We start from the raw sequence: 13180 nt of genomic DNA, 5'->3' as shown, positions 1-13180 counted from the left end.
AACTGGCCGCCTGCGGCCAGTTTTATCCTCTTCAGACCAGCCGATGGGCGTGCAGTTTGGCGCTTTCCATAATGCTATCCATTATCACCTGCACGCGATGCGGCAACACGCCGCGCTGACGATAAATCAACCACGCCTGCATATTCACGCCGCGTTCCCGTGGCAGACATGGCTGTAACGTACCGGCCTCTAATTCCGCCGCGACGGAGTAAAAAGGGGCATATACGATGCCCAGTCCCTGTTTAGCAAGCTCGATTGCCGGCAAAATGTTATCGCATACGCTGGAACCGTTGACCTCTACCTGAATACTCTCACCCGCGGCGTTATAGCAATGCCAACTGTTGCGGATCCCGCCCAACGTACGCAAAGTGATACAGCGGTGCTGCGCAAGCTCATCAACATCGTGCAGAGGCGACTGCGCAATATAATCCGCGCAGGCAAACAGCCCCATGCGAAAGCGGGTGAGAGGCCTTGCGATCAGGCTTTCGTCCTGCGGTTGGAAAAAGCTAATCAGCAGATCGCAATCGCTATCGAAAAGCGTCCCGTGTTTCTGTTCGCGCTCGTCGGGATTGCGGGTGAGAAGATTGACGGTTAATTCCGGCGCCGAGCGCAGCACCGGCGGCAAAAGGTATCGGGCAAGGAAAGCCTGAATGCCGATTGGCGCGCCGAGCGTCACCATGCCGTTAAGGCTGCGTTTCCAGGTACCGGACATATCAAGCAGGTCATTATGCCTATCCAGCAGGATGTCCGCCCGGCGCAGGAACTGCTCGCCAAACTCGCTCAGAATTAACGCTCGAGGGTGGCGGATAAAGATTTCCAGCCCCAGGCGCCGTTCCAGCGCGTTCAGCGCCCGCGACACGTTCGACTGCGGCATGTCCAGTAGCTGGGCGGCTTTGCTAACGCTTGCCGTTTCGGCAATCATGCGGACGATACGGAGTTCGTCAATACGCAGGTCTTTTTCTTTCATGAGATGGCTTCTTTCGGTTTGCTATATCAAAAATGATATATATCTTTGCTGTCATTGTCATATGACTTCTGGTCAGTCGCTGGGTATTATTTGCGAAGATTATTTGTTACAGCCGAAAATACAGAGAAATAATCGATGAAAATAACAAGAATGGCTGCGTTATCTGTGATGTTGCTGCTGGCGGCGTGCGCTACCAGCGTAACCGAAGAAGAAAAAAAGATTGAATATGACGATATTATCAAAGGGCTATCGGTCTCGGGAGAAGAGATTTTATATCGGAAAGATAAAAGTACTGATTTTTACCGTTATCAATATTTGGTCTATCAGTCGGCAAACTATCATTCTCGACTAAGCCCCAATATTAAATCGAGTGGTATTGCTAATTATAAAACAGCGTAGTCAGCACTGTTTTACCGTTTATTGTCAGGAACCATTATGTTTCTTAACTACTTTGCCTTAGGCGTATTAATAGCCGTGTTTTTGATTTTATTTTACGGCATTATTATTATTCATGATATTCCCTATTTATTGGCCAAGAAACGCCAGCATCCTCACCAGGATGCAATTCATGTCGCCGGCTGGGTGAGCCTGTTTACCCTGCATGCGATTTGGCCGCTGTTGTGGATCTGGGCCACGCTGTATCGCCCCGAGCGCGGGTGGGGAATGGCGCATAAAGGCGAAGATAGCGCCGAAATGCATCAGCGAATCAGGCAACTTGAAAGCGAGCTCAAGCGTCTGCAGGAGCAACAGATAACTGTAACGACAAACTCGTCAAATAACCGCTGAGGCCAGTGTATGGATTTACTCATTATTCTTAGCTATGTGGCGTTGGCCTATGGCGTATTTAAAATTTTTCGTATCCCGGTAAATAAATGGACGGTACCCACGGCGGTCCTTGGCGGCGTGTTTATTGTCGGTGCGCTAATTCTGACTATGAATTATAATCACCCGTACACCGACCGGGCGCAAAAAATAGCTCTGTCGATCCCGATTGTGCCGCAGGTGTCGGGGGCCATCGTAGAAGTTACCGATAAAACGAATGTGTTATTACGCAAAGGCGAGGTGCTGTTTCGCCTTGATGATAGCCGTTATCGTGCGCGGCTGAATAAACTGGAGGCGGATCTCAGTGCCGCCGAAGCGGATATCAGAACCCGGAAAGCGGCATTAAGTGAATCCGCCGCTAACGTTCAACGGATGACGGCGGAATATGAACGTTCCCGGCAGGATTATCAGCGCTATGCGAAAGGCGCGACGATGCCGGTTAACCCTTTTTCCGAGCAGGATGTGAATCACGCCGAGCAGCAATATCAGGCGCAATCCGCGGCCCTGCGGGCGGCTAAAGCCCAGTATCAACAGGAGTTAGAAAGACTTTCTGCGCGTTTCAATGGCGAGGATGCGCAAATCGCCAGCCTGAAATCGCAGATTGCCGAAGCGCGTTATGACCTTGAACAGACGGTTTTCCGCGCGCCCAGCAATGGTTATGTCACCCAGGTGCTGGCGCGACCGGGAACCACGGCAGTTCGTCTGCCGTTCAAACCGGTGATGATTTTTATTCCGCAGCAGAAACGGCAGGTGGTGGCGGTATTTCGCCAGAACGCTATCCTGCGCCTGGAGCAGGGCGACGAGGCAGAGGTGGTGTTCAATGGTCTACCGGGGCAGGTGTATGCCGGCAAGGTCACAAAGGTATTGCCAACCATTCCCGATGGCAGCTACCAGGCCAGCGGCGCATTACAGGGTTTAAGCGCCACGCCCGGTCGGGAAGGGGTGTATGTAATGATTGACCTGGCGGCGAGCCGCGATCTTGCCCATTTACCGGATGGGGTCAGTGCCCAGGCGGCGGTGTATACCGACCATTTTGCCCACGTGTCGGTGATGCGTAAGGTGCTGTTACGGATGACCAGCTGGCTGCATTATCTGTATCTCGACCATTAAATGCCGAAGTTGACCCAAAAAAAAGCCCGCGATAAACGCGGGCAAAAATACTGGAAGCAATGTGAGCAATGTCGTACCGAATACCTGAGTTGTTCACTCAACCATTCGGTAATGAGAAAGATAATATTTCTCATTTAAGATATCAACCCCAGAGTTTGTGCGGAGGCACATTTTTTTAATCAAGAGTGAAAACCGTACGTTTCTGGCTGTTATCACGCGGCCAGGCCGCAGCGACATCGCGGAGCGGCAGCGGCGTGGTGGCGATGGTAAAATGACCGGGCACTGCAGCCTGCAGCATCTCCCCGGTTGCCGCCAGCAGTTGCGACATGGTCAGGCTGCCGATGCCGCTGCCCATGAGCTGTAGCGGCGCGGCGCGCAGAACCGCGCCGTTTAACGCGATATCCGCCCCTGCAAGGGAACCTACCTGCACATAACGTACCGGCTTATCGCCGGGGGCGTATTTCGCCAACGCAGGCAGCAGCAACTCTGCGCTGCGGCCCCACAAATAATCCACGATCACATCAACTTGCCCGGCGCTGGCGGCGGCGAATTGTGCGCTAAGCGTCTGCTCATCGGCGGTTAAATCAATACACTCATCGGCTGCGAGGGCGGTCAGCGTCTGCGTATTGCGCCCGGTAGCAATGATTTTTTTCGCACCGAGGTAGCGGGCAATTTGCACCGCCAGCTGTCCGGCGCTGCCGGTGGCGCCGTTAATCAGTACCGTTTCGCCGGCCTGAAACTGCGCCCGCTTAACAAGCGCAGCCCAGGCAGACATGCCCGGATTGGCCATTGCCGCGGCGCTGATGTCGTCAAGCTCATCCGGCAGCGCCAGGCAATTCTGCAGCGCGACCGGCGCGCGTTGCGCCATACTGCCGAACGGCGCGTTGGGGAAAGCAAAATAGACGCGCTGGCCGTCAGGGGTCATACCGACGCCATCGATACCGACGACAAACGGCAGAGTACCGTCAAAACTATAATGATGTCCCGATGCCCGGCCCTTAACCACGTGGCTAATGGCGGCGGCGCGAACGTCAATCAATAACTGTCCGACTGCAGGCTGCGGTTCGCTAAAATCGGCCCATACCGGGCCTTCGTTAAGATCAAATACCACGGCTGCTTTCATAACATTACCTCCTGAAGATAATTATGTGTAAAATGCACATATCGTTCAGGAGCACTATACGCGGTTAACTAATATATGCAAGATGCACATAATGATTACGACATCACCGACTTTCACGGCGCGCTGCTGGATATCATCAGCGTGATGAATCAACCTCTGCGCGATGAGCAGATATTACAGGCGGCAGGGGTGCAGCTTGAACAGATGCTGTTTCCGCTACTGGTGGCGGTAGGGCGCTATGGCCCGGTGGGGGTAGTTGAGCTGGCGGATCATTTAGGCCGCGATTACACCACCGTCAGTCGTCAGGTGAAAAAGCTGGAGGCTCAGGGGCTTGCCTGCAAGCAGGCCAATGCCAAAGACCGGCGGATTAGCGAGGTGACGCTCAGCGAAAAGGGGCAGCGGATGATCGACGCTATTGCCGTTGCGCGGCGGCGGTTAATGAATCAGGTGCTGGATGGATGGTCTGAAGACGAGGTGTCGGCGCTGTTTCGCCTAACGCGAAAATACGCCAACAGCCTGCAGCAGAAATAGCCGCCCGGGGTGAGGCCGGGCGACGAAGGGTCAGATGGTTTTGGTCGCCGCTTTCAGACCATGCACGAAGCTTTTTAGCTCTTCGAGCATTTTTTGCGGCTGCTCAAGGTTGCGCTCGATAATCTTGACGATGGCCGAGCCGGATATTGCCCCGGCGGCGCCGGCGTCAATGGCGGCGGAAACCTGCTCCGGCGCCGAGATGCCAAAGCCCTGCAGCGGCGGCGCGGCGTTATATTCCGCCAGTTTTTCAATCAGATGATGTAGCGGCAGCGCGGCGCGGTTTTCCGCGCCTGTCACGCCAGCGCGCGATAGCAGGTAGGTATAGCCGCGGCCATAGGAGGCAATCTGGCGCAGTAAATCGTCATCGGCATTTGGCGGGCAGATGAAAATCGGCGCAATGTTATGGCGCAGGGCGGCCTGGCGGAACGGGGCGGACTCTTCGACCGGCACGTCGGCGACCAGCACGGAATCCACGCCGACACGCGCGCATTCGGCGTAGAACTCATCAATCCCCGGGCTGAACACCAGGTTCGCGTACATCAAAAGGCCGATTGGGATTGTCGGATGCTTGTGACGGATTGCCGCCAGCATTTCGAAGCACTGCGCCGGGGTGACGCCGGCGGCAAAAGCGCGTAATGTCGCGCCCTGAATCGTCGGGCCGTCGGCCAGCGGGTCGGAGAAGGGGATCCCCAATTCCAGCGCATCGGCGCCGGCTTCAATCAGCGCATCGATGATTTTTAGCGACTGCTCCGGCCCCGGATCGCCAAGGGTGACGAAGGGAACAAAGGCGCCTTCCTGGCGGTTTTTTAACTGTGCAAATAGCGTCTCGTAACGTTCCATCAGATTTCCCCTCGCGCTTTCAAAATGTCGTGTACGGTGAAGATGTCTTTATCGCCGCGGCCGGACAGGTTAACCACCAGCAACTGCTCTTTATCCGGGTTCTCGCGCATCATCTTCAGCGCGTGCGCCAGAGCGTGGGACGATTCAAGCGCCGGGATAATGCCTTCATGGCGGGAGAGCGCTTTAAAGGCATCCAGCGCTTCGTTGTCGGTAATTGACACATACTCGGCGCGCCCGGTGCTGTTAAGGAACGCATGCTGCGGACCCACTGACGGGAAATCCAGCCCGGCGGAGATAGAATAAGATTCTTCGATCTGCCCGTCGGAGGTTTGCATCATCGGCGACTTCATGCCGAAGTAAATGCCGACGCGACCGTGCTTCAGCGGCGCGCCGTGCTCGCCGGTTTCGATACCGTGGCCGGCAGGCTCGACGCCAATCAGGCCAACGCGGGATTCATCAATGAAATCAGCGAACATGCCGATGGCGTTAGAACCACCGCCAACGCAGGCGATCACCGCGTCCGGCAGGCGTCCTTCTTTCTCGAGGATCTGCGCTTTGGTTTCTTCGCCGATCATGCGCTGGAATTCACGCACGATAGTCGGGAATGGGTGCGGGCCAGCGGCGGTGCCGAGCATGTAGTGCGCCTTCTCGTAGCTGCCGGACCAGTCGCGCAGCGCTTCGTTACAGGCATCTTTCAGGGTGGCGGAACCGCTGTGCACTGGAATGACCTCCGCACCCATCAGGCGCATGCGGAAGACGTTCGGCGACTGACGCTCGACGTCTTTGGCGCCCATATAGATGCGGCATTTCAGACCGAGCAGGGCGCTGGCCAGCGCCGAGGCGACGCCGTGTTGGCCGGCACCGGTTTCGGCGATAATTTCCGTTTTGCCCATACGTTTGGCCAGTAGCGCCTGGCCCAGCACCTGGTTGGTTTTGTGCGCGCCGCCGTGGAGCAGGTCTTCACGCTTGAGGTACAGCGTGGTGCGGGTGCCTTCGGTCAGATTGCGGCATTTGGTCAGCGCCGTCGGGCGGCCCGCGTAGTTTTTCAGCAGGTCGGTGAATTCAGCCTGAAACTCAGGATCTTTTTGCGCGCTGACGAAAGCTTCTTCCAGCTGGCGCAGGGCGGGCATCAGGATCTGCGGAACGTACATACCGCCGAATTCGCCGAAATACGGGTTCAGTAAAGTGCTCATTATTGCATTGCTCCTTAATATGCGCGCAGCGTCTGGAAAACGGCAGCCACCAGGCTTGCCTCTTTGATTCCCGGCTGCGACTCTACGCCTGAGTTGAAATCGAGTCCGGCACAGCCGCTTTTCGCGGCTTCTACGCAGTTATCGGCGCTGAGGCCGCCTGCCAGCATCACGTTACGCAGGTCCTGGCCCTGCAGCAGCGACCAGTCGAAGCGTTGACCGCTCCCGCCCTGACCGTTGTCAAAGACATATCTGTCCACATGATTGAGGTTACGCGGCGGCAGCGTTTCGCCGACGCTCAGCGCCTTCCAGATTTGGATCTGCTCCGGCAGCGCCGCGCGCAGGGCATCAATCCAGGCCTGATCTTCGCTCCCATGAAGCTGGACCGCGGCGAGTTTCAATTTGGTCGCACGGGTGACGATCTCTTCAATGGCTGCATCGCGGAATACGCCAACGTAGCTGAGCGGCGCGGCGGCCATTACCGCCTGTGCCTGCTGGTCGTCAACGGCGCGCGGCGAACTGGCGACGAAAATCAAGCCGCCGTAGATAGCGCCCGCCTCCCAGGCGACTTGCGCATCCTGCGGACGAGTCAGGCCGCAGACCTTGTTCTCACCTAACAGCACGCGCTTCACCGCAGCGCTGAGGTCCGGTTGCTCCATTAGCGCCGAGCCAATCAGGAAGCCGTTGGCAAAGTGGCTCAGTTCGCGGACTTCGCCGTAGGTATGGATTCCGGATTCGCTTATCACGGTGACATCCGGGCCGAGACGCGGCGCCAGTTGACGCGTGCGGTTCAGGTCAATCGACATATCGCGCAGATCGCGGTTGTTAATGCCGACGACTTTGGCCTTCAGCGCAATCGCGCGTTCCAGCTCCTCTTCGTTGCTGACTTCTGTCAGAACGCCCATATTGAGGCTGTGGGCGACGGCGGCGAGCTGGCGATATTGATCGTCATCGAGCACCGAGAGCATCAGCAGGCAGGCATCAGCCTGATAGTAACGCGCGAGGTAAATCTGGTAAGGATCGATGGTGAAGTCTTTACACAGTATCGGCTGCGGCGCGACTTTGCTGACAATCGGCAGAAAATCAAAGCTGCCCTGAAAATATTTCTCATCACACAATACCGAAATTGCCGAGGCGTAGTGCTTATAAACCCCGGCGATGGTCGCCGGGTCGAAATCTTCACGAATCAGTCCCTTCGACGGCGACGCCTTTTTGCATTCAAGAATAAAGGCGGTGCGGGCGCCGGCCAGCGCATCGTAAAAATGGCGTTCGGACGGCACGATGTCATTCTGAAAACTGGCTAACGGTTGTTGTTGTTTGCGGGCTTCTACCCAAATCGCTTTGTCGGCAACGATTTTTGCTAAAACGGTCTGCATTATTTACCCTCTTGCCGCTAATGCGGTCACTCTGTCATAGGCCGCTCCGCTGTGCAGCACATCCAGTACCTGCCGGGCGTTGGCTTTCAGGTCTTCATGCCCGTGTAAACGCATCAACATGGCGACGTTGGCGGCGACGGCGGCTTCGTGAGCGGCTTCACCTTTACCTTGTAGCAAGCGCGTGAGAATGTCACGGTTTTCTTCCGGCGTGCCGCCAGCCAGTTGATCCTGATGATAAGGCGTCAGACCGAAGTCGGCGGCGGTCAGCTGATAGCTCTGGATTTCGCCGTTATTGAGTTCGGCGACCACGGTCGGCGCATGCAACGAGACTTCGTCCATGCCGCCGCTGTGTACCACGGCGGCGCGTTGATAGCCGAGTACCCGTAAGGTTTCTGCAATCGGCAACACCAGTTCCGGGCTATAGACGCCAATCAACGCCAGCGGCGGGTGCGCAGGGTTGATAAGCGGCCCCAATACGTTAAACAGGGTGCGCGTTTTCAACTGTTGGCGGACCGGCATCGCATGGCGGAAACCGGTGTGGTACTTCGGCGCGAACAGGAAGCAGACGCCCAGTTCATCCAGCGCGGCGCGCGATTTATCGGCATTCATATCCAGGTTGATGCCAAACGCGGCCAGCAGGTCGGACGAGCCCGATTTACTGGAGACGCTGCGGTTGCCGTGTTTCGCCACCTTTAAACCGCAGGCGGCGGCGACAAAGGCGCTGGCGGTTGAAATATTAATGCTGTTGCTGCCATCGCCGCCGGTGCCGACAATATCGGCAAACTGATAATCCGGACGCGGGAACGGCGCGGCGTTTTCCAGCAACGCGGTTGCGGCGCCGGCAATTTCCTGCGGTTGCTCGCCGCGCACTTTCATGCTTACCAGCGCGGCGGCCAGCTGTTCTGGCTTCACTTCGCCGCGCACGACGGCGGAAAACAGCACGTGGCTCTCCTGCTGGCTCAGCGTCTCTGCCTGGTACAATTTTTCCAGAATCGGTTGTACGACATTGGTCTGTTCCAGTTTCTGCAGCGCCCATGCCAGCGTTTGCTCCAGCAGCAGCGCCCCTTGAGTAGTCAGAATCGACTCCGGATGGAACTGGAAGCCGCAGACGCGATCGGCGTCATGGCGAACCGCCATCACCATACCGTTGAAATTGGCGTTAATGGTGAGCCCGGCCGGAATATTGCTGCCGACCAGTGAATGGTAGCGGGCCACCGGCAGCGGGTTGGCAAGACCGGCGAACATCGCCTGGCCGTCATGCTCAATGCTGGAAGCTTTGCCGTGAAGGATTTCGCCCGCCTGGCCGACATAGCCGCCGTAGGCTTCCACGATGGCCTGGTGGCCGAGGCAGATACCGATAATCGGTAACTTGCCGCGCAGGCGGGTCAGCAGCTCCGGCATGCAACCGGCTTCGCTTGGGGTACCCGGCCCCGGAGAGAGCATCAGCACCGGATTATCCATAGTGCCGATACGTTCAATCAGCGATTGCGCCGGAACGGTATTACGATAAATGACCACGTTGTGGCCGTTAGCCCGCAGCTGGTCGGCGAGGTTATAGGTAAAGGAGTCGATATTATCGAGCAGCAGGATGTCGGCCATTAGAAAGTCTCCTTCGCGTGATGGGCCTGAGCAATGGCGCGCAGCACGGCGCGAGCTTTATTACGGGTTTCATCCGCCTCGGATTGCGGAACGGAATCGAGCACGATACCGGCGCCCGCCTGCACGGTGGCAATGCCGTCCTCTACGTAGGCCGAGCGGATCACGATGCAGGTATCGAGGTCGCCGTGGGCGGTAAAGTAGCCGACCGCGCCGCCGTAGCTACCGCGACGCTTGCCTTCCGCGGCGGCGATTAGCTGCATGGCGCGAACTTTCGGCGCGCCGCTAAGGGTGCCCATATTCATGCAGGCGCGATAGGCGTGCAGGACGTCGAGGTCGCGGCGCAGTTCGCCAACCACGCGGGAAACCAGGTGCATCACAAAGGAATAGCGATCGACTTTGGTCAAATCCGCCACGTAGCGGCTACCCGGGGTACAGATGCGGGCGAGATCGTTACGGGCCAGGTCGACCAGCATCAGATGTTCAGAGAGCTCTTTGTGGTCGGTACGCATCTCCAGTTCAATACGGCTATCGAGGTCGCGATCCAGCGAACCGTCGGCGCGGCGGCCGCGCGGACGGGTGCCGGCAATGGGGTAGATCTCAATCTGGCGGCTGACGGCGTCGTATTTTAGCGAGCTTTCCGGCGAGGCCCCGAACAGCGTGAAATCGTTATCCTGCATAAAGAACATATACGGGCTGGGATTGCTCTTTTTCAGCACATCGTACGAGGCCAGCGGCGACGGGCAAGGGAGGGAGAAGCGGCGCGACGGCACAACCTGGAAAATTTCGCCCGCGCGAATGGCGCGCTGCATTTTGCGCACCACGGCGCCGTACTCTTCATCGCTCTGATCGACGTCGCAGCGCATTTCGGCAACCGTCGTCACTGGCAGCGGCGCGGGCGGCTCATTTAACTGCTGGCGTAGCTGGGCGATACGTTGCAGAAGACGCTGTTTCTCATTCTCCAGCGGCGTGAACAGGCTCGCCTGAATGCGGGTGTTTTTGGTCTGATGGTCGATGACCAGCAGCGTCTCCGCCAGGTAGAAACAGTAATCCGGGCAGGCGGTATCGGCGTTAAGCGGTGGTAAATCTTCAAAACCGGCCACCAGGTCGTAAGCGAACAGGCCGCCGAAGAACATCGCTTCGCGCTCGGCCTGCGGGACGCTGACCAAATCCTGTAACAGACGAAACGCATCGAACACCGATAACGAACACAGGCGAGCGTCTTCATCCAGCAGGGCGCTAACCGGTGGGAAGGTGAGTACCCGGCTGTTCGGCTGGCGCAGATTCTCAATGCCGGACGGCAATGCGTTATCCAGCAGTTCAAGCAGCGCGGCGCCGTTCGCTGACAGCGCCTGGACAGTGACGGTATTGCCAAGTGCGGTAATACGCAGGGCGCTATCCACCAGCAGCAGGCTTTTTAAATCGTCTTTACTATCGATGTCGGCCGATTCCAGCAGCAAGGTTGCCGGGCGCGCGCCGCATAATTGATGGAATAACGCCGTCGGGTTTTCGCGATAGATAGCGTCGCTGGTGAGAAGCTCGAGCGCTGGTTTTGATGTTTGCATTATCATTCTCGCCTGTTCTGTTCATTATTTTGTTCAAAAAAAAGCCCGCTCAGTGGCGGGCCCGGTATCTGTTTGCTGAGTGCAAAACGCGATCACGCCGCCCGATTCCAGGAACGACGCCACCAGCTATGAAGAGTAATAATTTGCGTTTTCATCAGAGATACCCGTTGTGTGAACTTGCGTACTAGTTAACTAGTCCATGAAAATAAAGTCAACCCTTGTTTGCAGATTTTCTTTCTCAGTCGTTATCATAATGCGCTTATTTCAGTTCAGGTCCACCAGGAGCCATTTTGAGCGACACTAATTACGCGGTCATTTATGACCTGCACAGCCATACCGTCGCCTCCGATGGGCGATTGACTCCAGAAGAGCTGGTACATCGCGCGCATGAGATGCGGGTGGGGACGCTGGCAATCACCGATCACGATAGCGTGGCGGCCATTCCGGCAGCGCGTGCCGAAATTGCGCGGGCTGAACTGCCGCTCACGCTTATCACCGGGGTAGAAATTTCCACCCTGTGGGAAAATCACGAAATTCATATCGTCGGACTGAATATTGATATCAACCATCCGGCGATGACGCAACTGCTCTGCGAACAGAAAGCGCGGCGCAACCAGCGCGGGCAGATGATTGCCGAACGGTTGGAGAAAGCGCGAATCCCCGGCGCCTGGGAAGGGGCGTTAAAGCTCGCCGATGGCGGCGCGGTTACCCGCGGCCATTTTGCCCGCTTTTTAGTTGAAGCCGGCTTTGCGAGCAATATTGCCGATGTATTCAAAAAATATCTCGCCCGCGGGAAAACCGGATACGTTCCGCCGCAGTGGTGTACAATAAAACAAGCGATTGATGTCATTCATCATTCTGGCGGCAAAGCGGTGATCGCCCATCCGGGGCGTTACGATCTTTCCGCCAAATGGTTGAAACGGCTGTTGGCCCATTTTAGCGAGCAGGGCGGCGACGCGATGGAGGTCGCCCAATGTCAGCAGGCGCCGCATGAGCGCGCGCAGCTGGCGGGCTACGCGAAACAGTTTGGTTTAATGGCGTCGCAGGGTTCGGATTTCCACCAGCCCTGTCCATGGATCGAACTGGGGCGCAAACTTTGGCTACCCGCTGGCGTAGAAGGGATCTGGCGCAGTTGGGAAGTGGCCGCTGAACAAATTGAGAGGGAAGTATGAGCCAGTTTTTCTATATCCACCCCGATAACCCGCAGGCGCGGTTGATTAATCAGGCGGTGGAAATCGTACGTAAGGGCGGGGTTATCGTTTATCCAACGGACTCTGGTTATGCTCTGGGGTGCAAAATTGAAGATAAAGGGGCGATGGAGCGGATCTGCCGTATTCGTCAGTTGCCGGATGGCCACAATTTCACCCTGATGTGCCGCGATCTCTCCGAGTTGTCGACCTATGCGTTTGTCGATAACGTGGCGTTTCGTCTGATCAAAAACAATACCCCGGGCAACTACACGTTTATTCTTAAAGGAACGAAAGAGGTGCCGCGCCGCCTGTTGCAAGAAAAGCGTAAAACCATTGGTATGCGCGTGCCGGCAAATCCTATCGCCCAGATGCTGCTGGAAACGCTTGGCGAGCCGATGCTCTCGACATCCTTGATGCTGCCGGGTAATGAATTCACGGAGTCCGACCCGGAAGAGATTAAAGACCGTCTTGAGAAGGTGGTCGATCTGATTATTCACGGCGGTTATCTCGGCCAGCAGCCGACGACGGTTATCGACCTGACCGAAGACGCGCCGGTGGTGCTGCGTGAAGGCGTTGGTGATATTAAACCCTTCCTGTGATGTTTCTCGCGGGCGGCGTTTCATGTGTCGCCCGCGGCTTAAATTTATTTTAAAATTCTTTCCGCATTGAGTCGCTCCTTTCTTCTTTATATTATTAGTCCGCTTACGATATCACTCACTGATATTGCTTCCAGAAAGAAATTCAACATTATGTATAAGCTGACTATTTAACCCTCCGACGTGTTTAAGAGGAAGAAAGTACTGTTGATTTTTTTTATGTTTTCCAGTGTTGCCGTTACCTTATATCTGGCGGGTAAAGTCATACATTAAG

At 56.4% G+C, this 13180-nt stretch carries 13 protein-coding genes and 1 other annotated feature; of the genes, 6 read left to right on the top strand and 7 right to left on the bottom strand.

The window, feature by feature from the left end:
- Positions 1-31: 31 nt before the first annotated feature.
- Complete coding sequence (locus PGR29_RS03915; RefSeq protein ID WP_316424092.1) at positions 32-967, bottom strand: LysR family transcriptional regulator; 936 nt, start codon at positions 965-967, stop codon at positions 32-34.
- A gap of 135 nt (positions 968-1102) precedes the next feature.
- Here PGR29_RS03915 and PGR29_RS03910 point away from each other — a divergent pair, with 135 nt between their 5' ends.
- Genes PGR29_RS03910 through PGR29_RS03900 form a run of 3 tightly spaced genes read left to right on the top strand, consistent with a single transcriptional unit; the run spans position 1103 to position 2899 of the window.
- Positions 1103-1366: a hypothetical protein gene (locus PGR29_RS03910; RefSeq protein ID WP_316424091.1), complete on the top strand. Its 264-nt coding sequence runs from the start codon at positions 1103-1105 to the stop codon at positions 1364-1366.
- A gap of 36 nt (positions 1367-1402) precedes the next feature.
- Positions 1403-1753 carry a DUF3302 domain-containing protein gene (locus PGR29_RS03905; protein WP_213796007.1) on the top strand — a complete coding sequence of 117 codons (351 nt, stop codon included), beginning with the start codon at positions 1403-1405 and terminating at the stop codon, positions 1751-1753.
- Between the two features lie 9 nt (positions 1754-1762).
- A complete protein-coding gene (locus PGR29_RS03900; RefSeq protein ID WP_213794823.1) occupies positions 1763-2899 on the top strand; it encodes an HlyD family secretion protein in 1137 nt (378 codons plus the stop codon).
- Between the two features lie 175 nt (positions 2900-3074).
- Here the strand turns inward: PGR29_RS03900 and PGR29_RS03895 are convergent, their stop codons facing one another.
- Positions 3075-4022, bottom strand: coding sequence for a quinone oxidoreductase family protein (locus tag PGR29_RS03895; RefSeq protein ID WP_316424090.1), 948 nt, complete (start codon positions 4020-4022; stop codon positions 3075-3077).
- Between the two features lie 75 nt (positions 4023-4097).
- Between PGR29_RS03895 and PGR29_RS03890 the strand changes: the two genes are divergently transcribed.
- Complete coding sequence (locus tag PGR29_RS03890) at positions 4098-4553, top strand: MarR family winged helix-turn-helix transcriptional regulator (RefSeq protein ID WP_316424089.1); 456 nt, start codon at positions 4098-4100, stop codon at positions 4551-4553.
- 30 nt (positions 4554-4583) lie between these two features.
- On the opposite strand, the gene trpA is transcribed toward PGR29_RS03890, so the two are convergent.
- The 5 genes from trpA to PGR29_RS03865 are packed head-to-tail and all read right to left on the bottom strand — an operon-like array spanning position 4584 to position 11120.
- The gene (gene trpA, locus PGR29_RS03885) at positions 4584-5393 is read right to left on the bottom strand and encodes a tryptophan synthase subunit alpha (protein WP_087859362.1); all 810 of its coding nucleotides are present in this window, start codon (positions 5391-5393) and stop codon (positions 4584-4586) included.
- Positions 5393-6586: a tryptophan synthase subunit beta gene (trpB, locus tag PGR29_RS03880; RefSeq protein WP_015366207.1), complete on the bottom strand. Its 1194-nt coding sequence runs from the start codon at positions 6584-6586 to the stop codon at positions 5393-5395. The genes trpA and trpB overlap by 1 nt, the downstream gene beginning before the upstream one ends.
- Before the next feature lie 14 nt (positions 6587-6600).
- Complete coding sequence (gene trpCF / locus PGR29_RS03875; protein WP_316424088.1) at positions 6601-7959, bottom strand: bifunctional indole-3-glycerol-phosphate synthase TrpC/phosphoribosylanthranilate isomerase TrpF; 1359 nt, start codon at positions 7957-7959, stop codon at positions 6601-6603.
- A gap of 3 nt (positions 7960-7962) precedes the next feature.
- A complete protein-coding gene (trpD, locus tag PGR29_RS03870) occupies positions 7963-9558 on the bottom strand; it encodes a bifunctional anthranilate synthase glutamate amidotransferase component TrpG/anthranilate phosphoribosyltransferase TrpD (RefSeq protein ID WP_015366209.1) in 1596 nt (531 codons plus the stop codon).
- On the bottom strand, positions 9558-11120 hold the full coding sequence (locus PGR29_RS03865) for an anthranilate synthase component 1 (RefSeq protein ID WP_087859366.1): 1563 nt from the start codon (positions 11118-11120) through the stop codon (positions 9558-9560). The genes trpD and PGR29_RS03865 overlap by 1 nt, the downstream gene beginning before the upstream one ends.
- 35 nt (positions 11121-11155) lie before the next feature.
- Positions 11156-11251: a sequence feature (Trp leader region), on the bottom strand.
- A gap of 159 nt (positions 11252-11410) precedes the next feature.
- Here PGR29_RS03865 and rnm point away from each other — a divergent pair.
- On the top strand, positions 11411-12292 hold the full coding sequence (gene rnm, locus PGR29_RS03860; protein ID WP_316424087.1) for an RNase RNM: 882 nt from the start codon (positions 11411-11413) through the stop codon (positions 12290-12292).
- Positions 12289-12909, top strand: a complete 621-nt coding sequence (locus PGR29_RS03855; protein WP_020078571.1) for an L-threonylcarbamoyladenylate synthase — start codon at positions 12289-12291, stop codon at positions 12907-12909. Before rnm ends, PGR29_RS03855 begins: the two co-directional genes overlap by 4 nt.
- Positions 12910-13180 lie beyond the last annotated feature (271 nt).

Origin of the sequence: Klebsiella sp. 141203 (genome assembly GCF_032601985.1) — a bacterium.
GTDB classification, from domain to species: domain Bacteria; phylum Pseudomonadota; class Gammaproteobacteria; order Enterobacterales; family Enterobacteriaceae; genus Klebsiella; species Klebsiella aerogenes.
The sequence above is the reverse complement of the archived record's forward strand: the minus strand, read 5'-3'. Positions and strand labels throughout refer to the sequence as shown.